At 64.1% G+C, this 24,530-nt stretch carries 20 protein-coding genes and 1 tRNA gene; 3 read left to right on the top strand and 18 right to left on the bottom strand.

Annotated elements, in window-relative coordinates; genetic code table 11:
• Positions 1 to 3: 3 nt before the first annotated feature.
• The 12 genes from ASD14_RS13990 to ASD14_RS14045 form a co-directional block, all read right to left on the bottom strand.
• Positions 4 to 2,415: a glycosyltransferase family 2 protein gene (locus ASD14_RS13990; RefSeq protein ID WP_235565416.1), complete on the bottom strand. Its 2,412-nt coding sequence runs from the start codon at positions 2,413 to 2,415 to the stop codon at positions 4 to 6.
• A 109-nt stretch (positions 2,416 to 2,524) separates the two neighbouring features.
• Complete coding sequence (locus ASD14_RS13995; RefSeq protein WP_056135113.1) at positions 2,525 to 4,069, bottom strand: class I SAM-dependent methyltransferase; 1,545 nt, start codon at positions 4,067 to 4,069, stop codon at positions 2,525 to 2,527.
• A 97-nt stretch (positions 4,070 to 4,166) separates the two neighbouring features.
• Positions 4,167 to 6,932, bottom strand: coding sequence for a glycosyltransferase family A protein (locus ASD14_RS14000; protein ID WP_056135115.1), 2,766 nt, complete (start codon positions 6,930 to 6,932; stop codon positions 4,167 to 4,169).
• 9 nt (positions 6,933 to 6,941) lie between these two features.
• Entirely contained in the window at positions 6,942 to 7,838 is an 897-nt protein-coding gene (locus tag ASD14_RS14005; RefSeq protein WP_343123462.1) for a DUF6270 domain-containing protein, read from the bottom strand.
• Positions 7,721 to 9,787: a glycosyltransferase family A protein gene (locus tag ASD14_RS14010; protein WP_162247712.1), complete on the bottom strand. Its 2,067-nt coding sequence runs from the start codon at positions 9,785 to 9,787 to the stop codon at positions 7,721 to 7,723. Before ASD14_RS14010 ends, ASD14_RS14005 begins: the two co-directional genes overlap by 118 nt.
• Positions 9,784 to 11,025, bottom strand: coding sequence for a glycosyltransferase (locus ASD14_RS14015; protein ID WP_056135125.1), 1,242 nt, complete (start codon positions 11,023 to 11,025; stop codon positions 9,784 to 9,786). The genes ASD14_RS14010 and ASD14_RS14015 overlap by 4 nt, the downstream gene beginning before the upstream one ends.
• A 133-nt stretch (positions 11,026 to 11,158) precedes the next feature.
• Positions 11,159 to 11,854 carry an ATP-binding cassette domain-containing protein gene (locus ASD14_RS14020; protein ID WP_162247713.1) on the bottom strand — a complete coding sequence of 232 codons (696 nt, stop codon included), beginning with the start codon at positions 11,852 to 11,854 and terminating at the stop codon, positions 11,159 to 11,161.
• 67 nt (positions 11,855 to 11,921) lie between these two features.
• Positions 11,922 to 12,749, bottom strand: coding sequence for an ABC transporter permease (locus ASD14_RS14025; protein ID WP_157475419.1), 828 nt, complete (start codon positions 12,747 to 12,749; stop codon positions 11,922 to 11,924).
• 26 nt (positions 12,750 to 12,775) lie between these two features.
• A complete protein-coding gene (locus tag ASD14_RS14030) occupies positions 12,776 to 13,948 on the bottom strand; it encodes a cystathionine gamma-synthase (RefSeq protein ID WP_056135134.1) in 1,173 nt (390 codons plus the stop codon).
• A 78-nt stretch (positions 13,949 to 14,026) separates the two neighbouring features.
• Positions 14,027 to 15,403, bottom strand: coding sequence for a pyridoxal-phosphate dependent enzyme (locus tag ASD14_RS14035; protein WP_056135139.1), 1,377 nt, complete (start codon positions 15,401 to 15,403; stop codon positions 14,027 to 14,029).
• Between the two features lie 241 nt (positions 15,404 to 15,644).
• On the bottom strand, positions 15,645 to 15,863 hold the full coding sequence (locus ASD14_RS14040) for a YdcH family protein (RefSeq protein ID WP_056135142.1): 219 nt from the start codon (positions 15,861 to 15,863) through the stop codon (positions 15,645 to 15,647).
• A gap of 374 nt (positions 15,864 to 16,237) precedes the next feature.
• Entirely contained in the window at positions 16,238 to 17,425 is a 1,188-nt protein-coding gene (locus tag ASD14_RS14045) for a DUF4398 domain-containing protein (protein WP_082539016.1), read from the bottom strand.
• 150 nt (positions 17,426 to 17,575) lie between these two features.
• Here ASD14_RS14045 and ASD14_RS14050 point away from each other — a divergent pair, with 150 nt between their 5' ends.
• Positions 17,576 to 18,691 carry a PilT/PilU family type 4a pilus ATPase gene (locus ASD14_RS14050; RefSeq protein ID WP_056135145.1) on the top strand — a complete coding sequence of 372 codons (1,116 nt, stop codon included), beginning with the start codon at positions 17,576 to 17,578 and terminating at the stop codon, positions 18,689 to 18,691.
• 67 nt (positions 18,692 to 18,758) lie between these two features.
• Here the strand turns inward: ASD14_RS14050 and maiA are convergent, their stop codons facing one another.
• The 5 genes from maiA to rplM form a co-directional block, all read right to left on the bottom strand.
• Positions 18,759 to 19,418 (bottom strand): maleylacetoacetate isomerase, encoded by a 660-nt coding sequence (gene maiA / locus ASD14_RS14055; RefSeq protein WP_056135416.1) that lies wholly within the window; start codon positions 19,416 to 19,418, stop codon positions 18,759 to 18,761.
• 119 nt (positions 19,419 to 19,537) lie between these two features.
• Positions 19,538 to 20,524, bottom strand: coding sequence for a fumarylacetoacetate hydrolase family protein (locus ASD14_RS14060; protein WP_056135148.1), 987 nt, complete (start codon positions 20,522 to 20,524; stop codon positions 19,538 to 19,540).
• A 184-nt stretch (positions 20,525 to 20,708) separates the two neighbouring features.
• A tRNA-Gln gene (locus ASD14_RS14065) sits at positions 20,709 to 20,783 on the bottom strand.
• Between the two features lie 42 nt (positions 20,784 to 20,825).
• A complete protein-coding gene (gene rpsI, locus ASD14_RS14070; RefSeq protein ID WP_056135151.1) occupies positions 20,826 to 21,218 on the bottom strand; it encodes a 30S ribosomal protein S9 in 393 nt (130 codons plus the stop codon).
• 12 nt (positions 21,219 to 21,230) lie between these two features.
• Entirely contained in the window at positions 21,231 to 21,659 is a 429-nt protein-coding gene (rplM, locus tag ASD14_RS14075; RefSeq protein WP_056135154.1) for a 50S ribosomal protein L13, read from the bottom strand.
• 179 nt (positions 21,660 to 21,838) lie between these two features.
• Between rplM and ASD14_RS14080 the strand changes: the two genes are divergently transcribed.
• On the top strand, positions 21,839 to 23,026 hold the full coding sequence (locus ASD14_RS14080) for a (Fe-S)-binding protein (protein ID WP_056135157.1): 1,188 nt from the start codon (positions 21,839 to 21,841) through the stop codon (positions 23,024 to 23,026).
• Positions 23,023 to 23,664, top strand: coding sequence for a 2-polyprenyl-3-methyl-6-methoxy-1,4-benzoquinone monooxygenase (coq7, locus tag ASD14_RS14085; RefSeq protein WP_056135161.1), 642 nt, complete (start codon positions 23,023 to 23,025; stop codon positions 23,662 to 23,664). The genes ASD14_RS14080 and coq7 overlap by 4 nt, the downstream gene beginning before the upstream one ends.
• A gap of 64 nt (positions 23,665 to 23,728) precedes the next feature.
• Here coq7 and speD read toward each other — a convergent pair whose 3' ends face one another.
• Positions 23,729 to 24,520, bottom strand: coding sequence for an adenosylmethionine decarboxylase (speD, locus tag ASD14_RS14090; protein WP_056135164.1), 792 nt, complete (start codon positions 24,518 to 24,520; stop codon positions 23,729 to 23,731).
• Positions 24,521 to 24,530 lie beyond the last annotated feature (10 nt).

The raw sequence follows: 24,530 nt of genomic DNA on the forward strand, positions 1-24,530 counted from the left end.
GGTTCATTCGCCGAAAAGTCGGCAAATCTCGTCGCGGTAACCGATGGTTCCTGCACGCTCCTCGACCAGCGCACTTCCGTGCGCACGGAGCTCGGACTTGCGATGGGGGTCCGTCTGGAGGGTGCGGATGATAGCAGCGGCACCCGCTGCCTCTGCATAGACGGCAGAGGGCCCGAATTCTAACCGCCAGGATGGGTCGAGCACCGGAATACAGCCGGCCGCCATGGCTTGTAGCGTACCGAGGGGGTATCGCGGACATTCCCCTCGGGGGGTCAGGTCGACCCAGACGTCCAGCAACCCCAGGAAGGTTGCCTTGTCCCGACATACCGCGCCGTAGCTTCGCCAGCCCATCGGCAGTGCCGGCATAGCCGCGATCCCTTGCGGATCATGCATCCAGGTCCGCATTTCGTGCAGCTGTGCGCCATCGTAGTGCCGGAGTTGGGCGGCGGCGGGGAAACGCGCATCCAATTCCATTCCGCACACCAGGCGCCCGTTCTCCAGGCGTGCGGGCATCTGCCAGTGGCCGCGTGCCAAGACGTGCGGCCAGCGTCGGACCATCTGCCGGCGTCTGTCCACAATGGGACCTATCTGCTCGGCAGCAACCGCGTCCCGCGCGATCCAGCACGGGTCGACTCCGAAAATCCTTTGGGATGCCTCTTCGCACAGCTCTGGCCTGTACCCTGTGCGGCCATCGGTAGCGATGGGCCCATTGGACGCCAGAAGGACCACGCGCCGCGCCCTCAGAGGTGCGCGATGTTGGGTCAGGAACGGCAACAGGTCCGGCTCGAGCACCACCAGCGTATCAACTTCAACGGGATTTCCGAGTTCGATCTCTTCGATGGTGCCCGCCAACAATGCGCGCTCGACCTGCCAGGCATAGGCGTCGACCGCCGCGGATGACAGGCGCAAAAATGAATCGGCCTGTATCACCGCTACCGGCCCCGCGAGTGCGAGAACGGCTATCTCATCCATGGCCAGCGCCGCCAGCGGCGACGATCGCCGGAAATCACCAAGGAAGGCGAAATCGAACTTATGACGCGCGCCGCTGCCATCGATGCGGAAACGACGCGGCAAGGGAAATTTACGCGCAGACGACTGCTCGGGGATGCGCAGATCCGAAGTTCTGCCATGCCAACCCTCGAAGTTGCGTCGATATGCCGCGCGCGCTGGATGACGCCAGCCGGGTCTGAATTCGCTCCTCGACAGCGAATCGGGGCTGAGCCGTATCAGCGAAAGTATCGAGTTGACCGTCACGCAGGCTTGCTCGCCGAACACTTTTCTCAGTCGCGTCGAGTATTCGCTGTCAGCGCCTTTGCGCGATGGATCGTAATAGCCCAACGTCGAACGGACGGCGCCGGTCGCGAACAACAGAGAAGATTCGTTGGTGCGATACGCGGCGACTCCCGGGAAATTGAACTGCAGGCGATCGTCGACGCGAATGCCGATGCATTGACTTGCAACGGTGCCTGGTGCCCGTTCGATGGCACGTACCTGCGCCTCGATCCGGCGTGGGTGCGCCCAGTCGTCCGAGTCATGCACAGTGAAATACGCGCCACGCGCCTCCGCCAGGCCGCGATTGCGCGCGACATAGGTGCCCGCGTTCCGTTCTTGCCTGATGAGGCGTATCCGCGAATCGAGCGCTTCGATCTTGCCGAGTACCGGCTCATATTCCGGCGGCGACGCATCGTCGATCAGCAATACCTCGAGGTTGCCCCAACTTTGCGCGAGGATCGAGCGCACCGCGGTTTCCAGGGTGTGATCGGGCCGCCAGCTGCTGATCATCACCGTCACCAGCGGTCCGTCGACCGATGCCGCAGGCACGTTGCAGCCGATCCGATCGAAGGGCTGCAAGCTGGTGTCGTTGCTCAGGAAAAGCTCATCGGCACCGCTTTCCACAACCAGTTCGTTGAGCCGCGCCAGCCAGCGTTCCATGGACCGGTCCGGGCTCTCCCCGAACGGGTTGGCCAGATCGCACATGACATAGCGGCGATCGACATGGTTTTTCGGAAGCATTTGCGCGATCGATGCCGCCGAATCGAAATCGTGGACGGCGATTGCGAGTTGTGCGGCCAGCACGAGATGTCTTCGCGGGATCGCCGCCTGGCCGTGCACCCTCGCCATCGCTGAATAGATCACATGCGCGGCGTCGGCATCGCCGGGGTACACGGCCTGGAGGGCGATGACGCGCGCCAATCGCGCCAGCGCGCGTGGATCGAGGCTTCGCCAGACGCGGCGGGCATCCTCGTTCACGGAGACCTCCGAAGCGAGCGACAGGATGGTCTCCAGCCCAAGCTGTTGGCCGGAAGCATGCCATGCGATCAGCTCGCGCGCGGGCACCGAGCGGGCGCGCAGCGCCGTCATTTCGAAAGCCACGAGCTCGCGATCGGACTTCAGGCGCGCCAGATAATCGCGCACGTAGTAGGGCGCGACCGGGCGTCGTTCCAAGCCGTCGCTCGGCACTGGCCGCGCAACCAACCCGGTCACACCGCCCCCGTGGGATCAGCCGTCAGGGCGCGTGGCCGCTTCATGCGGTTTTCCTGTCGCCGGCCGCCTGCGAAGCCGCACCGACTTCACGGCTGAAGACAAGCGTTGTCGTCCGGGAGCCCAACGGCTCGCCCTCGGCGAGGCCGGGAAACGCGTCCCGCCACAGCTTCATCATCTTCTTCTCGTCGGGACGCAAGGCGTCATCGACCACGACCACGGCGCCGTCGGCGAGGGACGACTGCAACTTGGGAATCGCGGGGAATCGAGCCATTTCTCCGGTCCCTGCCGGGGGGCCGTCGACGATCAGCAGATCGATGGGCGCGTCCATCGTGCCCGCGTTGATGTCGTACCAGGGATAGCTGACACCGCCAATGTCAGTCGCGGCGAGTGGTGCGCACCGGACTTCGCCCCACGCGTCGAGCCCGTGGTCGCGCAGCGCCGTCGCGGTGAGGGCAGCGTAGTGCTCCAGGTGATCGTAGGACACGATGCGTCCGCCGCCTGCCGCACGCAGCGCCATCGCCAGCCATAGCGTCGAAGTACCGCTGCCGAGCTCGACGATGCACCGGGGCTTCCGCTCGATGACCATCCTGACCAGCGTCAACATTGCTTCGGGGTCCATCGCCCAGCCGCCGAGCAACGGCATCGGCGTTTCGATGTTGAGCAACTGCCGCAACTGCATCAGCGCCTCGATCTCGCGCACCACCTCGGATTTGAGCCACTGCAGTGCCGGGCGCGACAGGCTACGCAACTTCTTTTCGTCGCGGAGGAAAGCCTGCACCGCAAGCCGGTCGTTCCCGTAGGCGGATTCGAGCTCTCGCACCGCGGTGTTCACCTGCATCACCGTCGCGATGACGCTGTCGCCGATCGCACGCTGCGCGTTCGTTGCCTCGAGCTGGCGCTCAAGGCCGTTTGCGATGTCGGACGTAGCGGCCTGCTGGCGTGCAATGGCTTCGTGCAGTTCCGCGCCCAGGGCATCAAACCTGCCTTCGCGCGAATCGAGATCGCTGCGGATATCGCGATAGACGCGCAACGACACATCATTTCCATCCAGTATCAACCTGCGCAGCTCATCCTGCTCGGACAACGCACGCGCCAGTTCCGCCTTGAGCTCCTGGTGTTGTTCGCGCAGCCGGGAGATGGACGCCTCCAGCGCCGCCGTCAGCGCTGCGCCATGCGCCGACTGCACCTTGGCGACGTTGATCATTTCCTCGAGCAGCGTCGCACGTTCCCGTCCAGCTTGTGCCATGCCTGCCTGCAGTGCCCTGCGGTCGCTCGCTGCCTCGTTGCGCAGCCGGGTGAATTCGGCGCGCTGGGCACCCGCCTGTTCCGCCAGCTGTTTGCGCAGCATTGCCGGAAAATTCTCCTGAAAAGACAGCATCCGGCTCGCGTCCTGGCGGGTCGACGCGGCAAGCTGCATCACCACCATCACGCGCTGGATGAGCGCGGCCAGCAATCCAAATCCGAGCAGGCCCCACATCACGATGCCGGCCCACGACCACGGGGCAGTGCCACCTATGGTACCCAGCGCGATCAACACCAATCCGGCCAAGCCTAGCGCCAGTCCCGCCAAGCGTCGCAACGTCATCAACTTCCTCATTGGTACCACTCCAGTTGAATGGAAGGCCGGCGCGCCCCGCAGGCAGCCAGCCGATGCAGCTACATTCCGGATACGGCGTTCCGGATCATGGCCGTGGGGCGTCCTCGGCTATCCCCAATCGCGGCAGCAACATCGCATAGGCCGTCCCGAGCTTGCGGCGTTTTCCGGCCATGCTGGCGGCCAGCTCCTTGCTGAGCTCTTCCTTCCAGGGCGCCAGCTCGCGCACCAATGCGGTCTGCATCTCGTCGCTTTTGCGGAACTCGCGAAACAGCGTGGTTTCCTCTGTGCCGATGGGCAGCAGCCACTGGCCCTCGCGCGCAACGGCAACGAATGGGATGCGCATGCGCCTTGCCTGCATCGCCAACCAGACGTCCGCCATACCCGTGGTTTTGAACCAGTCCAGCTGCGGTCGCCATAGATCGGTATGGAACGCCACCGTCCCTGTACCAAGCTGGTTGACCACGGTATCGACTTCGAGCGCTTCCTCGAAGTGCAGCAAGGTCCGTCCCTTGAAGAAGCTTCGGATCGGCTTTGCGTACACCGTGCCGTGCAGGCCGACCACGGCCTTGCGCTCGTAGAACTCGATCTTCCTGATCATCGCCTGCACGTAGTCCGGCGGATAGGCGAGATCGTCATCGACCGTGAAGCAATAGCCCCTGGGAAGATCCTTGGGGAAGTAAAACTTGCCGTTGTCGCGCAGGTCTTCCTTACCCAGCACCGTCGTGATCCGCGAGTGACGCAGGAAGTCAGGCACCGCGGTGTAGTTATTGAGGTAGACCTGGATCTGGTCGACCTGTGGCAGAAGCGCAGCCACCACCGCGCGTAGTTTTTCCTCGCGCGGCGGGTACGTCGCCAGGCACGCTGTGATGCGGTTGCCATCGTAACGACCGCCGTCCACCACCAGCCTTCCGAACACGGGAAAAGGACGTCGGACCACCGGGAAGGGCATGTAGGGGCGAAGGTTCTTCTCCCCCAAATACTTGTGCCAGCGGTCACACATCGCCGCATAGTGCCTGCGCTGCGGCGACAGGAAGCTCTGCGTCGAATTGCGTTGCTGCACGAAATTGATGGCATTGGCCGGGTCACGCGTAAGCGAACCATCCCGCAGCAGGGCGATGTACAGCACATCCTTGACGTTGGTTTGTGCCTGCGTTCCGTAGGTGATTCGCACGCGACGCAGGAACTCGTCATCGGCCGAGGTGCGGATCGTGTCGAAATATCCGATCTCCTCGAACACCTTTCGCTTCACCATCTGGCTGATATAGGCGACGCGTTCGGCGACGCCATTTATCAGGATGACCTGCCCGGATTCGTCCTTGCGCACGTGGTTGCAGGTGCTGACGGCGAATCCCGGCTGGTTGAGTGCCTTGAACTGCAATTCGAGGCGGCGAGGCTCGGAAATGTCGTCGCTGTCCATGAAGGTGACGACCGCACCACTCGACTGCGTGATGCCGAAGTTCTTGCAGAAGTAGGTGCCGCGGTTCTCGCCGAAGCAGTACAGCTTGACGCGCGGGTCGAGCGCGCGAATGGCCTCGATCTTCGACCGCGTGCCGTCCGTACTGCAGTCGTCAACGACAATCAGTTCGAGATTGCGCCAGGTCTGGTCGAGGATGGAGCGTACGGCCGCCTCAACATAGGGTTCGGTGTTATACGTCGTCATCACTACCGTGATCAGCGGCTCGCCCGGATAGACGACGTCCGCGCCGGAAACGCCGCCCATCGGCCTGCACATGTACGGCACGCCGGCCAACGGTACCCGCTCCGGTGGAGGAAGCCGTTCCGGATCCGTGGTGACCGCGGTCGGAGCGGGAGTGACATGGGCGATGGGTGCCGCGGCGGCGGAGGCAAGCGTATCGGCGACTACCTTGCCTGGCGTTCGCGGGGGCGCGGGCTGCAAGCGCCGGACGACGCGCGCGATGGCGCCCAAGGTGCGGAAGATGCGTCCGTTCAGCAATGCCTCGTGCCGCTGCTCAGCCTGCGCCAAGCGCGCACGAAGTTCCGCCGCCAACTGCCGCAACTCATCGCGCTGTATTTCCAGTTGCTGGCGGGACCGCGCGTCGATCCGCGCAAGCTGTTCGCGCAAGTCGCGTAAGTCGGCCGAGACCGCCTCGTCAATGACGGGTGCAAGCTGCGGCATGAGCTGCGGTGCAGGCGCGGCCGGCGCCTTTTCGACCGGAGCATCCACAGGCGCCACGCGCACCGCTTCGACCTGCGGTGATTCGTGCAGTGCCGCAGGATCGCCCCCCCACGCAGGACAGCAGCGCAGGAATCGCGCAAGGCGGGCAACCTCCCGGCTGTCACCCACCGGTGCCATCAGGAAGCACCGGCTTTCGTCCAGTGTGGCGAGCGCCGTATAGCGATGCGCGGACAGGCGCAGTGCCAGAGCGGCCGAAGCATCAGAGCCGAGCCCCGCACATACCAGTACTGCGCGATCGCGCACCAGCGTGGCGACCAGCGCCTCGATGGCGTCCGCGGGGACATTTTCGTCGATGCGCACGAGCCGCAGGCGTCCTGCGGGAATGGCGCTGGCGTGCTCGCGCAACGCGTCCACATCGATCACCGCAATCCGCTGCAACAAACCGTTGGCCTCGAGATTGCCTTGAAGGAGCGCCCCGTTCTGGTCCGCGGCCACGGCGGTTACCCGGCAACCAACGACGCCTGCGAAAAACACGGTGTCGCGCCCATAGCCCGGCGCGGCATCGATCACGACGTCATCCCTGGACAGGAACAATGCGAGATATTCGTGCAGATTGGCGCTCTCGCGGACATGTTCCCACGCGACCGGACAGGACAGACGAAAGCGCTTGGCGCCGTGGCGCATTTCGACCTGTTTCAGTTCTTCCCTATTCATTCATCTTTCTCATTTGCATGCTTGCGCCGCTGCATCCGCATCAAGCGGTGCGGATGAAGCGTCCGGGGTTTGCGCCATCCGCGCCATTTCGGCCAGCTGGCGACGGTACACCCGCTCGGCGTAATGGAACGGGGCAATCCCCCAGCAATGGTCCGCAGCCGCCGCAAACCCGTCCGGATAGTCGATGCCCGCACTGACTCCGCAGCGGCGCAGGTAGTCGTACATGTATGCCAGCAGTGAATTGTTCGATTCGATCAGGGCCTGGTCGGGAAGCGGCGTGCCATCCTCGAGTTCGCGCGCCCAGAACGCGCGGTTCACCAGGATCCGGGAGGGCGGAACGATCTTCAGGAGTTGTCCCACTCCCCGCCTCCACGCCGCCATGTACTGCGGGCTACCGGGCACCAGAATCGGGCCGCCCCAGCCGCAAACCCGGGAAAATTCCTTTGATAGCGTAACGAGCGCCGGGATGCGATCGGAGCCGCCGAATCGCGCGAGGTTGAAGCGTTCATCGATCAGGTCGAGCAGCAGGAAATCAAACCCGCCCTTGCGCAGCGTCGCCGCCGCGCGTTTGCCGAGATCCATCTGGACCATGCGACGCTGGAACTTGCTCTCGATGGTGTCGGCTGCCTCGATCATGGAAGGAGGAGCGGGTGTTGCGATAAACGCGCTGGCCAAGGAAGTACGCGCAATGTACCCGACGAGCTCGAAACCATGGTCGGGCACGCGGAAGGCATCGCGCGACACGCAACTGCCAAGGATGAAGATGCGATTGAGCCGGTGTCCGCTGCTCATGCGTCCACCACGGTGGCGATGACGTTGCGGCCGCCCACGCGAAGGCCACGGGCGCGGATTTCGGCCTCGTCCCCTTCCCACGTATGGAAGCTCGCCTGCGCGCTGCGATGGCATGCGAAACCGAACCCATCACTCGCCAGCAGACGCATTCCCCTCTGGCCGCAGGCATCAAGGAAGGCTGAATCAGCACCATGCCTGCGCCGGTTGGGGAACGGTACCGATTCCAGCACCCCGCGTCGTCCCGCCAGTGTGGCGCCGCACACGACGCCGCGTGGCCAGCCGGCTGGATAAAGCATGTGCGCAAACCGCTGCTTGCCCGGGTCCCAATACAGGGAATCGTCGCTTTCGAAAGCTGTGAATACCAAAGGCTTTGCAACGATGTCGCAATCGACATGCGCGGCCATCAACATCAGGTCCGACAGGTAATCCGGACCGTAGTGATCGTCATCGTCCAGCTTGGCCCAGTATTCGCCCCGGGCCTGTGCGAAGGCGAGGTTCAAACAGTCACCGAGCCCCAGTTCGGAGGCCGCGTGCATCACGTGGATGCGGTGGACAAGCTGTCCCGCTTGGGGAAGGACGGTCGCTTGCCCGGGTTCTCCGTGGAGCACCACGATCAGTTCGCGCGCGGGGTAACGCTGCCGCATGAACATCGCGATACACGCCTCGATGCGCTCCGGTCGCCGGCTCACCAGCAGGCACGACACCTTTGCCGGAGACGAAAGCGGTAGCCCAAGGTCTGCGCGGATGCGGCGCAGCCGGATGGCGAGCGTATGGTCTTCCAGCACGGTCCGAATCGCGCGTTGCCGCCATGCTGCCGCGGCTATCGGGTCCGCCAGCAACCGGCGCAACTGCGCAGGCGTGTGACCCGCAACGGGCAGGTGAATCCCAGCTGGCCAAGCCACGCCTCGCTCGGCGACGCCAACCAATGCGCCCGATGCCGCCGCGCGCAGCATTTCAAGCTGAATGCGCCAGCGCGGTTTGCGCGCATCGACTGTGAACAGTTCGCCGCCGACGAGACGCGACAGCAGGGCCTTGTCGAACGTATCAATGACTCCGACAATCTTGGCCTTGGTCGCCAGCGCCGAAGCTTTGGCTACACCGACATCCCAGTAGCTTTCGACCAGCCACGTGCCGGAATCGAATCCGGACGTGAGCGCCGGGCTCGTTTCCACGGCTCCCGCAAGGGCATCCACCAGCACCACGTCGGACAGCTTCGCCCCGATCTCGCTCATCGCCGGCGTGCGCGAAGGATTGTGGAGCTTTGGCTGCACCGCCGGGGGCAGCAAGGCGACACGGTCGGCACCAAGGTCCGCCCGCGCCACGGCGAGAACGTCATCGTCGATGGCGTACACGAGGTCGGCGTGGCGCGCCAACGCGCTTGCCTGCTGGTATTCGTCCACGGTCATCCGCAACCACGCGACGATCCTGATGCCCGCTTCGCGACAATGGGTCGCCAGGGCGGACATCCCCTGCCCGTCCGCCGCATGCAAGCGCCTGGACCATTCCGGCTGCAGGCCGTGGATATCGGTGTCCACGAGGAGGAAATCGATGGGTTGTGCCGACAGCTGGTCCATCCAGCGCTCTGGATCGAGCCTCACGACTGCCGTTTCGAAGGCGAGTTCGCGCGCCAGTTCTTCGCTGCCCACCAAGGCGAGGCAGCCACTGTCATCGGGGCAGAACTGCCAGCGCGACGGTGCGACCGAGGTTTCGTCGAATGTCGCGATTACCGGTTCGGGTAATACCCCCGCCATCGCCGGGTGGCAGTCCAACAGCCGGCAACTGGCATCGCTGCCAGAAAGAGGCAGGTCGCGACGCAGCAATTCGTCTGGAATGCCGGCGGGAACAGGTACCCGCCCCGGGGGTTCCGCTACGACGTGCCTCTTGCCGCGCAGGCGCTCGACGAGCCGGCGCAATGGGGCCGTCAGCCGCCATGAAGAGCTGGCTTCGATCCCGGCGAGACGAGTCTTCAATTCCGATGTCGTCCGTCGCTCCTGCGCCAGTTCGTCTCGCAATCGCGCTCGCTCGGACCACGCCTGGTTGGAATTTTCGTCGTTCTGCCTCACGCCGGTCCACCGCGTCCGATATCGGCCAGGAACCCGTGCAGTTGTCTGCCGATTCCCTGCCAACTGTATCGCTCGAGGCCATCCGTCTGCAGGTTGAACTCGTTGTCCAGCCGCCCCTGCCGCTTCAGCGCGGCGAGACTGGAGAGCGCCGACGCGATGGAGGGGGCGTGCTGCTGGCAGCGCCAACCGCATTTGCGCTCGGCCACGATCGCGGCACCGGCATCCGAAGGGTCGTCGCCCAGATGGAGGATCGGCCGGCGCGCGCCGAGGTATTCGAAGATCTTCCCTGGCAGGTGGATCGGGTCGTCGTTGGCGATATTGACAAGAACGTCTGCCGCACGCTGGGCCGCCACGGCCTCCTCATGTGGCAGGAAACCAAGCAGGCGCAGACGCTCCGGGTGACGCACCAACCACTGCTCGAGGGATTCAGGCCATCGGGACGTGGCGATATTCAGACGCACCGACGGGTCGCAAGCGAGCAACCCATCCAGCAGGGCTTCGGGGTTGCGGAAGCTGTATAGACTTCCGGTGAACAGCAACTCCAGGCGCTGCGGATCGAAGTCCACCGGGTTGCGCGCTTCCGTCGGCCGCGCGTCGTAGCCTTGGGTCAATACGCGCACGCGATCGCCCATAAGTCTGTGGCGATCGATTAGCACCGCACGCGCGCCAGCCGTCGTCACCGTCACGAGGTCGGCTTCCTTGCAGGTACGACGTTCGAGCCCTAGGGATTTGGCGCGCCATCGCTCCGGCGTATAGAACGACAACACCGGATCGCCGAGATCCGCCAGCCAGCGGAAGCCGCGAGCCTTGGCCAGCGCTCCCAACTGCAGCGTGGTGGCCGGCTCGTGCGAACTCACCACGACATCGGGCCGGAGCTCGTCCAGCAACTGGTGCAGGCGTCGGCTCGCGAAGGGACGCCATTCGCCGCGCAAATCAGGGAAACACACGTGCGCGGCGAACCGCTGAATGGATTCGACCAGTCTTCCTTTCCAGTTCAACCGGGCCGGCGCGGAGGTTGCGGCCACATGAGTACTGGAAGCGGATTCCGCAACATTCTTGCGAGAAGCTCGCTTGCGTTTGGCAAGCCACGCCACTCCGCCCACGACAAACCCGGGAAACACGCGGTGCACCTCGACGCCCGCGGGCACATGCGACCGCAGCATCGAGGTCGGCGGCGGATCAACGGTCAATACGTGCACGTCGACCCCTTGCTCCGCCAGCTCACGCGTCAGATACATCCATCGCAACGATTGGGGAGATGGGCTCGGGGGGAATTCATAGGCAATGACTAGTGCTCGCACGCGCCCCTCCTTCGCGCAGGAGCCATCCCTTGGGAGGCGGGTGCAGCGCATGAAGCCGTGCGACGACCGCTCATGTGCCGTGCCGCTGATGCTTGGCCATCATGTCCTTGTATATCTTCAGGACACGATCGACGGTGCCGCGCCCCTTGAGCATGCCGCGATCGATCAGCAACGCGCGATTGCACGTGCGGCGGATCAGGCTGACGCTGTGGGTAGCCATGATCACGATCTTGCTGCCACCGACGCGGTGCATCATGCGTTCGGTTGCCTTTTCGATGAATTCGGCATCGCCGGTACCGATCCATTCGTCCAGCAGCATGATGTCGTGCTGGGTCGACGTGGAGATCGCGAAACCCAGCCGCATGCGCTGTCCCGACGACAGCGTACGGAGGCGGTGATTGGCTTTTTCGCCGAGCTCGGCAAAATCCAGCACCGGGCCCACGAGGGCGCGCGCATCGCTCAGCGGTGCCCCCATGGCAGAGGCGCGCAACAGGATGTTCTCCGCAACGGTCGCCTCGGGGTTGAAGCCCAGCGACATGTTCATCAGGGCGTGCCGCGTGCCCTCGACGTCGATGCAGCCGCGCGTGGGCTGATAGGCGCCGGTGAGCAATTGCAGCAGCGTGGACTTGCCTGCGCCATTGCGTCCGATGATCGCGATTCGGTCGCCCTCGTTCGCTTCGAACGAGATGCCGTTGAGTAACGTGACGAACTCTCGCTTCGGCGCGGAGAAGGCGGCGCCATGTAGCGCGCCAAACCAGGTATGCATGTTCCGTTCGTTGTGGACGTAGAGAGGTACGTCCAGCCCGAGGTTTTCAACTCTCAGATGTGCCATGTCAGATCCAGATCGGCACGAACCTGGCGTAGCGGCGATACAGCAGGGCCGCGAGCACCGGCAGGGCGAACGTCATCACCGCCACATAGACGATCGTGATGGATGTCAGTGGCCGCCCGAGCATCGGGCCGCGCACCAGTTCGATCAGATGGAAGGCCGGATTGGCGTGCATGAACATCGCCCGTGCGCTTCCGGGGGGAATGTGTTCCGGGTACCAGAGGATCGGCGTCAGCAGGAAACCGAAAATGAAGATGGTCGTGGTCAGCTCGTGCGTGTCTGGATACCGCGCGCCGACCAGTGCGAGCACCACGCCCAGGCTGAAAAGATTTACGAGGAATATCGGCAACGTGAGCAACAACGTGCCGAAGCCCATGAAACTGAATTCTGGCGACAGCGCAAAGGCAACCGACACGACCAACAGCGCCGCCAGGAAGTAGAGCGCCGCCTTCGACAGGCAACGCAGCACGTAGTCGGTGAATCGTGTGCGACCGTCCATGATGAAAGCGCGGTGCGACAGCATGACGCCAGAAGATTCGCTGATGACCTGCGTGATGAATCGCCATAGGACATATCCCATGCCCATGTACGGCATGAATTCGAATGGATTGCGCGAAGACAGGCCCGAATAGAAATAACCAAGCAGGAATACGGTCATCGCTGGCGGGACGAACATCCAGAGCACGCCCAGCCGCGAACGGCGGTACTTCGTAATGAGATCCAGCCACGCGGCGAAAGACCAGAATTCCGGTCGGCGAAGGCTGTTGTGCACATCGGCCAGCAGCGACACTCCACCGGCGGGACGGGAGCCGTGGTGAACAATCTTTTTCATCGGTGCATTCGTATCGATTGCGAAAGTCACCGGGCCAGCGCCTGCTCGAGGTCGGTGCGCAGGTCGACGACGTCTTCGACGCCCACACTGAGCCTGACCAGGTTGTCCGTGATGCCTAACGTTGCGCGGCGCTCTGCCGGCACCGATGCGTGCGTCATGATGGCCGGATGATTGACGAGGCTTTCCACACCGCCGAGCGACTCGGCCAGAGCGAATAACGACGTGCGCTCGCACAGGCGCTTGGCCGCGTCGAGCCCGCCCCTGACTTGGATCGACACCATTCCACCGAAACCGTTCATCTGCCGCCGCGCAAGCGCTGCCTGCCCATGCGATTTCAAGCCGGGGTAGATGACTTTCTCGATAGCTGGATGAGCTTCCAGCCATTCGGCCAGGGCCTGCGCATTCTCGCAATGCGCCTTCATGCGCAGGTGGAGTGTCTTTAACCCACGCAAGGCGAGGAAGCTATCGAATGGTCCCTGCACCCCGCCTACTGCGTTCTGCAGGAACGCCATCTGGTCGGCGAGCTCCGCATCATCCCCGACAACGACCACACCGCCGACCATGTCGGAATGGCCGTTGAGGTACTTGGTCGCCGAATGCATGACCAGGTGCGCGCCGAGTTCCAGCGGCCGCTGCAGGACTGGCGAGCTGAACGTGTTGTCCACGGCCACGATCAGGCCGCGCTTGCGTGCGATCGCGGAGATCTGTTCGATGTCGACGAGCTTGAGCAAGGGGTTCGTCGGAGTTTCGATCCAGACCAGCCTGGTGTTCGGACGGATCGCGGCTTCGAATGCCGCGGCGTCGCTCAGGTCGACCCAACTGAAGTCGAGGCCAGCCGAACGGCGGCGCACGCGTTCGAACAGGCGGTAGGTGCCGCCGTATACGTCATCCATCGCGATGACGTGGCTGCCACTGTCGAGCAGTTCGAGCACTGTCGAGGTCGCGGCCATGCCGGATGCGAACGCGTATCCACGCGAGCCGCCTTCGAGTGCCGCAACACAGCGTTCGTAGGCAAAGCGTGTCGGATTGTGGCTGCGCGAGTATTCGAAGCCTTGGTGCTCGCCGGGACTACGCTGCGCGTAGGTCGACGTCGCGTAAATGGGGGGCATGACCGCGCCGGTGCTCGGGTCGGGGGATTGCCCGCCGTGGATCGCGAGCGTGCCCAGGCCGGGTTTGCGATCCTTATCGTGTTCGGTCATTTCGCACTTCCATTCTGGCTGCCGGGCGGCCGCGGATTCTAGCACTCCGCTTGCGCTTAAGCCCGTAATTTCAGGGATTTACTGGACGCGTCGGCGGAGATAGTTCAGCAAGTCGATGCGGGTGATCAGGCCGACGAACTTCTCGCCATCCATCACGATGGCGACATGCCCGCGGTCGAAGACCGGAAGCAGCGACTCGATCGGTGAAGTCACGTCCAGCTTGTCCAGCTTGCTCACCATCGCGGTGGACACCGGATCGCGGAAGCGGGACTCGTCGCCGTACACATGCAGCAGGACGTCGCTCTCGTCGACGATGCCGACGATGTTGTCGCCTTCCATCACCGGCAGCTGGCTTACGTCGTAGAGCTTCATGCGCTGCCACGCGGTGATCAGCAGGTCGGTGGGCGCAACGACGATCGTGTCGCGCTTGGAGTACGGGCGTGTGATCAGGTCGCGCAGGTCGCCGCTCGGTTCGCGCTCGAGGAAGCCGTTGTCCAGCATCCAGTAGTCGTTGTACATCTTCGAGATGTACTTGTTGCCGGTATCCGGAACGAGGGTCAGCACCTTCTTCGGCGTCGTCTGTTCGCGGCAGTACTTCAGCGCGGCGGCGAGCAGCGTGCCCGTCGAAGAACCACCCAGAATCCCCTCCTTTTCCAGCAGTTCGCGCGCGGTGAGGAAGCTTTCCTTGTCACTGATCGCGTAGGCCTTCTTCACGCGGGTGAAGTCGGAAATCGGCGGCAGGAAGTCCTCGCCGATGCCCTCGACCATCCAGCTCGCGGACTTGTCGCTGAGCGTGCCGCGGTTGATGTATTCCTCGAGGATCGAGCCGACCGGGTCGGCCAGGATCAGTTCCGTATGCGGCGACTTGGCGGCGAAGCAGCGGGAAAGGCCGGTCATCGTGCCCGAGCTGCCGCAACCGAAGACGATCGCGTCGACGCCACCGACTTCCACCATCTGCTCGAGGATTTCCGGACCGGTGCCCTGCTCGTGCGCAGCGGGATTGTCGGGATTGCCGAACTGGTTGATGAAGTAGGCGCCCGGCGTTTCGCGGGCGATCCGTTCGGCCATGTCCTGGTAGTAGTCGGGATGACCCTTGGCCACGTCCGAGCGGGTGAGCACGACCTGCGCACCCATCGCCTTGAGGTTGAAGATCTTCTCGCGGCTCATCTTGTCGGGCACGACGAGGATCAGCTTGTAGCCCTTCTGCTGGGCGACCAGAGCCAGTCCGATGCCGGTGTTGCCGGCGGTGCCCTCGACGAGGGTGTCGCCGGGCCTGATCTTCCCGGTCTGTTCCGCGGCTTCGATCATCGACAGGCCGATGCGGTCCTTGATCGAACCGCCGGGATTCTGCGATTCCAGCTTGAAGTAGAGCTCGCACGGGCCCGTGTCGAGGCGGCGGGCTTTCACGATCGGCGTGCGGCCGATTAGTTCGAGTACGGAAGCGTGGATGGGCATGGGAATCCTGCGGCCGCGGACTGCGCGGGGACCCCCGGATTCTAGCGGGCGCTCGCTGCCGGGCGGAGTCTTGACGGCCGCGCATCGGCCTGCCGTGGTTTCACCGCGGGCGGTGGCGATCCGACGAGGAAGGCGCCACCGCCCGCGATGCAAAGACGGGGTTTTCCATCGGCCGGCAACCCGGCCGCTGCGCCCAGCGGCTATCAGGCCTGCCGGGCGACTTCATGGCGACGATGCGTCGTCAATGGTGTCCGGCGTCGTACAGACGGACCAGGCGATCCTTCGCAGCAAGCTTTTCCCGCTTCATCTGGGCGAGGGTGATGTCGTCGATCGGCAGTACGCCGAGTTCGGCATCCATCACCTTCTTGTCCAGGTCGCGGTGGCGCTGATAGAGCTGCTTGAACTCCGGGTTGGAACGCATCAGCGCGTCGATTTCCTGCTGCGGCTGTTCTTCGAACATGGTGCCTCCTTCAACGGTTGCCTGTTGCGATGGGTGCCTGTTGCGATTGCCGGCCCAATGGCGCGGCGCCGAGGATCCCGAAGCAAAAACGCCCCGACCGTGAGGCCGAGGCGTTGCGTCGGTTGATTGCGGGAGTCCCGAGCGAATGATCAGCGGACCTGCTTCGCGCAGGTCCGCCGCGACCTGTCTTGTGGCGGCGGGATCCTGCGAAAGGGGCGTCTGCGTCATGGGCCGGACTCTCGACCAAGCGGGAATGGGGCCGCTTGGATATTTGACGCTACTCCTCCGTTCCGGGCTCGGCAAGCGGCTGCGGACGAAAGGTGCGAAAGCGTGAACGCAGTCCGCTGAAGCGCTTAAATAGTTGATCGGCAATACTATTTTGTCGAAACCACGACTTCGACGCGCGCTTTCGATTTGCCGGTCGCGCCGACCGCAGCGCGCACCTGCTGACGTGACACTCCTGCCTTCACAAGGGCGTCGCGCACGGCTTCGACACGTTGCTGGGCCAGGCTCGTCTTGGTATCGACGCCCTCGATGCGGGCAGCGCTGCCACTGGTGGCCTGGAGATAAGCCGCCAGGGTCCGGACGGTCGCCGCGCCGCGTTCGTTCAGTGCCGCCTTGCCGGACGTGAAGGTGTCGGTGGCGTTCAGGGTGAAGATTTCGCCGCGTTCGTCCCAGCGTGAAGCCGGCAGCTTGCCGCCCGCGACGAGTTCAGCTTCCTCGCGGGCGAGCTTCGCCTCGCGTTCGCGCGCGGCTTTCAGCTTGGCGGCCTGGACGTCGGCCACTCCCGACAGGGCCGCTTCCACGTCCTGCATCGCGAGATCGCTCTGCGCCGCCTGCTGGCGCAGGCGCTCGGCTTCCTCGGCCTGGATCTGGGCCTGGACGCGCAGGCGCTCGGCTTCAGCCCGTGCGGTTTCGGCATCGCGGCGACTGGCCTCGATCAGCAGCTCAGAGCGCTCGCGATCCAATTGATCGGCATCGCGGCGGGTGGCCTCGGTGCGGGCCGTCAGTTCGGCAATCTCGACGCGACGCTGCGCCAGATATTCGGCAGCCTCGCGCTTGCTCCGGCGCGCCTTGGCGAGGGCGTCCACCGCCTGCTGCGCACGCAGGCGCTCGAAAGCAGCAAACGGGGCCAGTCGCGGATCCGCGGTGATGGCCTGCAGGCGCATGGCGTAGTCGGCGGCGGGCGGAAGTTCGCTATCGAGGGCGCTGGCCTGCGCCTCCCTGCCCCCTTCAATCTGCAGGCGCCGTCGCAACTCGGAGATTTCGGCGCGACGCTGGGCCACCTCGGTACGCGTCTGCGCGGCACGGCTGCGTGCATAAGCCAGGTCGCCATCGGCGGCGGCGGCGAGCGCGAGTGCCAGTGCGTCCTTGTGCTTGCGGGCCGCCATCGCGGCCTGCGCCTGGGCGAGTTCGTTGCGCGCGGCCGCGAGTTCCTGCGCCGCGTACTGGTCGCCATCGGCACTGTCGGCATGACTGACGGCCTGTTGCGCCTCGGTCAGCTCGACGGTCGGCGGCGTAGCCGCCCGCGCAGGCCAAGCCGAAGCGAGAACCAGTGCCATCGACAGTTTCAGGATTTGTGCGAAGCTTGGGGTCATTGGGGGGATGCCGTGGCGACCGGGAATGGGTGTAACTTCGGCGCGGCCATTGTCGGAAGCTCGCGACGCGCTTGCAACGTGCGTTGCCACTATAAAAGTTAAGGGGATGGATACATGGACATCGGCTACTTCCTGAAGCTGATGACGGAAAAGAACGCGTCGGACATGTTCCTGACGACGGGCGCACCGGTATACATCAAGGTCGAAGGCAAGCTCTATCCGCTCGGCAACACCGGGCTGCCCGCCGGCATGGTGAAGAAGATCGCCTACTCGCTGATGGACGAGGGACAAGTACCCATCTTCGAGCGTGACCTCGAACTGAACATGGCGCTCGCGCTGGCGGAAGCCGGCCGTTTCCGCGTCAACGTGTTCAAGCAGCGCGGCGAAGTCGGCATGGTGATCCGCGCGATCCGCAGCGTGATCCCGTCGATCGAGGAACTTCAGTTGCCGCAGGTGCTGAAGGAAATCATCATGGCCCCGCGTGGACTTGTGCTGATCGTCGGCTCCACCGGTTCGGGCAAGTCGACCACGCTGGCGGCGATGATCGACCATCGCAACACGAATACGTCGGGCCACATCCTCACCATCGAGGACCCGATCGAATACCTGCACAAGCACAAGAAGTCGATCGTCAACCAGCGCGAAGTCGGCCTCGACACGCACGCCTTCCACAACGCGCTGAAGAACGCGATGCGCGAAGCGCCGGACGTGATCCTGATCGGCGAAATCCTCGACGCGACCACGATGGAAGCCGCGATCGCCTTCGCCGAAACCGGCCACCTGTGCCTGGCGACGCTGCACTCCAACAACGCCGACCAGACGCTGGAACGCATCCTCAACTTCTTCCACGAATCCGCGCACAAGAACGTGCTGATGAACCTCGCGCTAAACCTGCGCGCGGTGATTTCGCAGCGCCTTGTCGTGGGCAAGGACGGCCGCCGCATGCCGGCAACCGAAGTGCTGATCAACACGCCGATGATCCGAGACCTGATGCGCCGCGGCCAGGTGCACGAGATCAAGCCGGCGATGGAAGCCTCGCTGGAATCGGGCATGGAGAGTTTCGACCAGTGCCTGTTCCGCTTGTACAAGGAAGGACGGATCGAGCGCGAGGAAGCCCTGAAGGCCGCCGATTCGCGCGATGGCCTGGATCTCAAGTTCCGGCTGTCCGAGGGCGGTACCGGCGAGCACGATCCGTACGCGGATGTGTTCGCGGGCAATTCGGCAGTTTGATTGCCTGAAGCGGCCTGCTCGCGTATCGCGCCGACAGGGTAAAAAAAGGCGCAGCCTGCTGGCGAACTCAGGCCGGCTTATCGGGCTGCATTTCCGGACGCGCCAAGTCGAATGCGGACAGCTGCAGGCATGCCTGTTCGATCCGGGCGATCGTCGGAAACTGTGCCATGTCCACGGCGAAGCGGCGGGCGTTGTAGACCTGCGGAATCAGGCAGCAGTCCGCGATGGTGGGCATTTCGCCTTCGCAGTATTGGCCCGTCGAAAGGTGATCGTTGAGCATCGCCTCGATCGCGGCAAAACCTTCGCTGATCCAATGCCTCACCCAGACATCGCGTTCGGGCTGCGGCACGTTCCATTCGTGCTCGAAGTACTGCAGCACGCGCAGGTTGTTGAGCGGATGGACGTCGCAGGCAATCGCCAGCGCGATCGCACGCGCGCGGTGGCGCGAGCGCGCAGTTGCAGGAAGCAGCGGCCGAGTGGGCCAGGTTTCGTCGAGGTACTCGAGGATGGCCAGCGACTGACTCAGCTGGCGGCTACCGTGCTGCAGGACGGGCACCAGGGCCTGCGGATTGATCCGGTGGTATTCCGCGGTGCGCTGCTCGCCACCGTCGCGCAGCAAGTGGATGGGCAGGATCTCGTACGGCAACCCCTTCAGGTTGAGGCCGATCCGCACGCGATAAGCGGCGCTGGAACGCCAATACGAATACAGCCGCAACTGATCGCTCATGCGCACATCTTCCACTGCCTGCTCCCCTGCACGCCAGCCGCAAGCGGGCGCCCCGGATTGCACCTTAGCCGCCGCACCCGGTGGCGATTGGCCATCCGCCGGCCCCCGGGCGCCGCCGGTCAGACCGGCTGCTTTTCCATGCGTTGTTCAATAGCGCCGAAGAGATCCTGGCCGTCGCTAGTCTTCATTTCGATGCGCACGATGTCGCCGAACTTCATGAAGGGCGTGATCGGCTTGCCGGTCTCCAGCGTCTCGACCGTGCGGCGTTCCGCGAAGCAGGAGGCGCCCAGCTTCGTGTCCTCGTTCGCCACGGTGCCCGAACCGACGATCGTGCCCGCCGACAGCGGTCGCGTCTTCGCCGCATGCGCGACGAGTTGCGCGAAGTTGAACTGCATGTCGACACCCGCTTCCGGCGCACCGAACCACTCGCCGTTGATGTGCGTGACCAGCGGCAGATGGACCTTGCTGTCGCGCCATGCGTCGCCGAGCTCGTCCGGCGTGACGAACACAGGCGAGAGCGCCGAGCGCGGCTTGGACTGCAGGAAGCCGAAGCCCTTGGCGAGTTCGCCGGGAATCAGGTTGCGCAGGCTGACGTCGTTGACGAGGCCGATCAACTGGACGTGCGCAGCAGCGGCTTCCGGCGTTACCGCCATCGGCACATCGTCGGTGACGATCACGACTTCGGCTTCCAGATCTATGCCGTAGTCCTCGCTCACCACGCGCACCGGATCGCGCGGGCCGTAGAAGCCGGCGCTGACGGCCTGGTACATGAGCGGATCGGTGTAGAAACTCTCCGGCACTTCGGCGCCGCGCGCGCGACGGACGCGCTCGACATGCGGCAGGTAGGCGCTGCCATCGACGAATTCGTAGGCGCGCGGCAGCGGCGCGGCGAGTGCCTGCATGTCGAGATCGAAGGCGCCTTCGGCGGTGCCTTCGTGCAACGCATCCGACAACGTGTTCAGGCGGGGCGCGATGTTCGACCAGTCCTCCAGCGCGCGTTGCAGCGTGTCGGCGATTCCCGTTGCTTTCACTGCACGCTTCAGGTCTCGCGATACGACGATGAGAGTGCCGTCGCGACCGCCTTCCTTGAGGGAACCGAGCTTCATGGGGACTCCGGATTTCTGCGCCGCAGCGCGATAGTTGCAATTGTAACTTGGCGTTTCGATGTGCTGGAACGCTTGTGGCGGTCAGCTTATGTCGATCGCGCAGCGCTCCGCGCCGGATGCCCGGATCACGGGCAACAAAAAACCCGCCTTGCGGCGGGTTCCTTGGATCTTGCTGATTTGAAGCTGGCAGCCCCGGATGGATTCGAACCACCGAATGCCTGAGTCAGAGTCAGGTGCCTTACCGCTTGGCGACGGGGCTATACAAACTTTTGCGTAGCTGGTGAATCTACAGTCGCGAATATTAGCGCTTCGAGAACTGCGTGGCACGGCGTGCCTTGTGCAGACCGACCTTCTTGCGCTCGACTTCGCGGGCGTCGCGGGTCATGAAGCCTGCCTTGCGCAGCTCGGTCTTCAGCGTTTCGTCGTATTCGACGAGTGCGCGGGCGATGCCGAGGCGGATGGCACCGGCCTGGCCGGTGATGCCGCCGCCGGCGACGGTGACCACGACGTCGAACCGGTCGGTCGACTTGGTCAGCTCGAGCGGCTGGCGCACGATCATGCGTGCAGTTTCGCGGCCGAAGAACTCATCGATCGGACGCTGGTTGATGGTGATCTTGCCATCGCCCTTGCGCAGGAACACGCGGGCGGTGGAGGACTTGCGACGGCCGGTGCCGTAATTCTGCTGGAGTGCCATGTACTGGATGCCTTAGAAGTCGAGCGGCTGCGGCTGCTGCGCGGCGTGCGGATGTTCGGTGCCCTTGTAGACCTTGAGCTTGCGATACATCGCGCGGCCCAGCGGGTTCTTCGGGAGCATGCCCTTCACGGCGATCTCGATCACGCGTTCCGGGTGGCGCTCGAGCGCCTGGCCGAGGGACTCGGACTTCAGGTTGCCGATGTAGCCGGTGAACCGGTGATACATCTTGTCCTGCAGCTTGTTGCCGGTGACGACGATCTTCTCGGCGTTGATCACCACGAGGTAATCGCCGGTATCGACGTGCGGGGTGTAGACGGGCTTGTGCTTGCCGCGCAGGCGGCGGGCGAGCTCGGAGGCGAGGCGGCCGAGGGTCTTGCCTTCGGCGTCAACGATGTACCAGTCGCGCTGGACGGTCTCGTTCTTGGCGGTAAAAGTCTTCATGACTGCTCTGCTTGGGGGTACCTGGTCGAGCTGATTGCGCCCGGGACGCCTTGGAATCGGGCGGATCGACCGGCGGAACTTCGCTTCGCGTTTGGGGTGGGGCGAAAAAGAGGCGGAATGATAACGGGCCGGCCCGCGACGCGCAAGTCCGGAAAACCCGCGTGCTAGCATCGCCCGCCATGCTTCCGGCCGCCCGCCCTGCCCCCGCCGAGACCGCCACGGACCGGCTGCTGGCCCTCGCCGACCGTTGCGTTCAATGCGGCCTCTGCCTGCCGGCCTGCCCGACTTACGGTCTGGAGCGCTCCGAAACGGAATCCCCGCGCGGCCGGATCGCCCTCGCCCGCGCATGGGCGCTGGACACCATTGCTCCCACCGAAACCGCCGACAGCCACCTGGACCACTGCCTAGGGTGCCGCAGCTGCGAGACCGTGTGTCCGGCCGGCGTGCAATACGGTGAATTCCTGTGGGAAGCGCGCAACCGCCAGCGCATGCGTCGCAAGCCAGGCTGGCAGCAACGCGCCATGGAATGGTTGACGGCCCGGCCCGCCCTCCTCGGGCGCCTGCTCGGATTTTACCGGCTCGTGTTTGGCCTGCTCCCGGAAAGCCTGCGGCGCTTGCCAAGACCTGCGATGTCCATTGCAGCGCCACTCGCAGACACACGGCACACGGACGCAGTGACCCTGTTTACCGGGTGTGTAGCCCGGCCCTACGAAACAGGCCTGCGCGAAGCGGTCCGCACACTGTGCGCCGCCAGTGGCATCGACGTGCAAATTCCCGCCCGGCAGACCTGTTGTGGAGCGCTGCATGCCCATGCCGGCAACAGGGACGAATCCGGGCTGCTGGCAACGCGCAATCGGGCTGCCTTTTCCCACTGCGGCACGGTGTTGACGCTGGCAACCGGTTGCCACGAAGCAGTCGCCCATTCACTCCGGAACACCAATGCGACGGAAGACGCGATCGCATTCATCCACCAGCACGCGGACGCGTTGCGATTCCGCGAATGCAATGAGCGCGTCGCACTGCATCTGCCCTGCACCCAGCGCAACGTCGTGAAATCGGTGACCGCGGTTCGTGCACTGCTCAACCGCGTTCCCGGCCTGACCGTCATCGAGCTGACCGCCGGCTACGGTTGCTGCGGGTCAGCCGGCACGCAAATGCTGTTCGATCCGGCGCGAGCCGATGCGTACCGGAAACCGGTGGTCGAGCAGTTCGAAAGCAGCGGTGCCACGCGCGTACTCAGCGCGAACATCGGCTGCCGGCTCCATCTCGCCAATGCCATCGAAAAACCCGTGCAGCATCCGCTCGAGTTTCTAGCCAGCCTCATCGAACCACGGCAGCAATTTCAGGGCAGTAAACTGACGCAATGAATGCCCGCGTCCTTACCCCGCTCGATCGCCTGCTCATCGATGCGCAGAACGCGCTGGACACCGTTTTTGGCGCGCCCGCGGCGGAGCGGCCAAATCCATCGGCTCGCGAACCGGAGGTCGTGCTCGACGACGGCGAACGCCGCCACGCCGCTGGCCTGATGCGCATCAACCACGTCGGCGAGGTCTGCGCGCAGGCGCTCTATGTCGGCCAGGCGGCCGTGGCCCGGGATGAAACCACGCGGAAGCACCTGCTGGAGGCCGCGCAGGAGGAAACCGACCATCTTGCCTGGTGCGCACAGCGCCTGGACGAACTCGACAGCCGCCCCAGCCTGCTCAATCCGCTGTGGTACGCAGGGAGTTACGCCATCGGCGTGCTCGCGGGCCTGCGCGGGGATGGCTGGAACCTCGGCTTCGTCGTCGAAACCGAGCGCCAGGTCGAAGCGCACCTGGACGAGCACCTGCAGACGCTGCCTCCCGCCGATGCGCGCAGCCGCGCGATCCTGCACACGATGAAGGCCGATGAAGCGCGCCATGCCGACAATGCGCAGGCGCAGGGTGCACGGGTGCTGCCTCAGCCGGTGCCGACGGTGATGGCGATGGCATCCAACCTCATGAAGACGATTGCCTACCGGATCTGAGCGGCGTCCTCCGCAACAACGAAAAAGGCCGGCAAGTGCCGGCCTTTTTCTGGGCTCTAACCGGTCAGTCGACCAGGTTGCGCCCGTGATACAGCTCCTCGATTTCCCGCTTCAGGCGCGCTTCGATCTTCATGCGCTCCTTGAACGACAGGTTCTTCGCCTTCTCCTCGAACAGATACGTGTCGAGGTCGAACTCCTTCAGGTGCATCTTCGTGTGGAAGATGTTTTCCTGGTACACGTTCACGTCGAGCATCTCGTAGCGCGACTTGATGTTCTTGGCCAGGTAGTCCTGGATCGAGTTGATCTTGTGGTCGATGAAGTGCTTCTTACCCTTGATGTCGCGGGTGAAGCCGCGCACCCGGTAGTCCATCACGACGATGTCGGACTCCAGGCTCTCGATCAGGTAGTTCAACGCCTTCAGCGGCGAAATCACGCCACAGGTGGCGACGTCGATATCGGCGCGGAAGGTCGCGATGCCGTTGTCCGGGTGCGTTTCCGGATACGTGTGCACCGTGATGTGCGACTTGTCCATGTGCGCGACGACGGCGTCCGAGATCACGCCCTTGGCGTCGGCGCGATCGATGACCGGCTGCTCGGAGATCAGGATCGTCACCGAGGCGCCCTGCGGGTCGTAATCCTGGCGCGCGATGTTGAGGATGTTGGCGCCAATGATGTCGGCCACATCGGTCAGGATCTGGGTCAGCCGGTCGGCGTTGTAGGCCTCGTCGATGTACTCGATGTAGCGCTTGCGCTCGTCTTCGGACGCCGCGAAGCAGACGTCGTAGATGTTGAACGAGAGCGCCTTGGTGAGGTTGTTGAAGCCTTGGAGCTTCAGGCGCGGCAGCGGCTTGACCAATGTCTTGTCC

This window comes from Lysobacter sp. Root494, assembly GCF_001427225.1.
Classification (GTDB): domain Bacteria; phylum Pseudomonadota; class Gammaproteobacteria; order Xanthomonadales; family Xanthomonadaceae; genus Agrilutibacter.

Excerpts from the sequence above, each read along its gene's own strand:
- ASD14_RS14000 (WP_056135115.1), bottom strand. The coding sequence starts at position 6,932 with ATGAATAGGGAAGAACTGAAACAGGTCGAAATGCGCCACGGCGCCAAG.
- ASD14_RS14020 (WP_162247713.1), bottom strand. The coding sequence starts at position 11,854 with ATGCATACCTGGTTTGGCGCGCTACATGGCGCCGCCTTCTCCGCGCCG.
- ASD14_RS14015 (WP_056135125.1), bottom strand. The coding sequence starts at position 11,025 with ATGTATCTGACGCGTGAGCTGGCGGAGCAAGGGGTCGACGTGCACGTA.
- coq7 (WP_056135161.1), top strand. The coding sequence starts at position 23,023 with ATGAATGCCCGCGTCCTTACCCCGCTCGATCGCCTGCTCATCGATGCG.
- rpsI (WP_056135151.1), bottom strand. The coding sequence starts at position 21,218 with ATGGCACTCCAGCAGAATTACGGCACCGGCCGTCGCAAGTCCTCCACC.
- ASD14_RS14080 (WP_056135157.1), top strand. The coding sequence starts at position 21,839 with ATGCTTCCGGCCGCCCGCCCTGCCCCCGCCGAGACCGCCACGGACCGG.
- ASD14_RS14045 (WP_082539016.1), bottom strand. The coding sequence starts at position 17,425 with ATGGCACTGGTTCTCGCTTCGGCTTGGCCTGCGCGGGCGGCTACGCCG.
- ASD14_RS14030 (WP_056135134.1), bottom strand. The coding sequence starts at position 13,948 with ATGACCGAACACGATAAGGATCGCAAACCCGGCCTGGGCACGCTCGCG.
- rplM (WP_056135154.1), bottom strand. The coding sequence starts at position 21,659 with ATGAAGACTTTTACCGCCAAGAACGAGACCGTCCAGCGCGACTGGTAC.
- ASD14_RS14060 (WP_056135148.1), bottom strand. The coding sequence starts at position 20,524 with ATGAAGCTCGGTTCCCTCAAGGAAGGCGGTCGCGACGGCACTCTCATC.
- ASD14_RS13995 (WP_056135113.1), bottom strand. The coding sequence starts at position 4,069 with ATGACGTTGCGACGCTTGGCGGGACTGGCGCTAGGCTTGGCCGGATTG.
- ASD14_RS14025 (WP_157475419.1), bottom strand. The coding sequence starts at position 12,749 with ATGAAAAAGATTGTTCACCACGGCTCCCGTCCCGCCGGTGGAGTGTCG.
- maiA (WP_056135416.1), bottom strand. The coding sequence starts at position 19,418 with ATGAGCGATCAGTTGCGGCTGTATTCGTATTGGCGTTCCAGCGCCGCT.
- ASD14_RS14035 (WP_056135139.1), bottom strand. The coding sequence starts at position 15,403 with ATGCCCATCCACGCTTCCGTACTCGAACTAATCGGCCGCACGCCGATC.
- ASD14_RS14040 (WP_056135142.1), bottom strand. The coding sequence starts at position 15,863 with ATGTTCGAAGAACAGCCGCAGCAGGAAATCGACGCGCTGATGCGTTCC.
- ASD14_RS14005 (WP_343123462.1), bottom strand. The coding sequence starts at position 7,838 with ATGCCATCGCAGCGCGCAGGCGAGCTTCCATACGTGGGAAGGGGACGA.
- ASD14_RS14050 (WP_056135145.1), top strand. The coding sequence starts at position 17,576 with ATGGACATCGGCTACTTCCTGAAGCTGATGACGGAAAAGAACGCGTCG.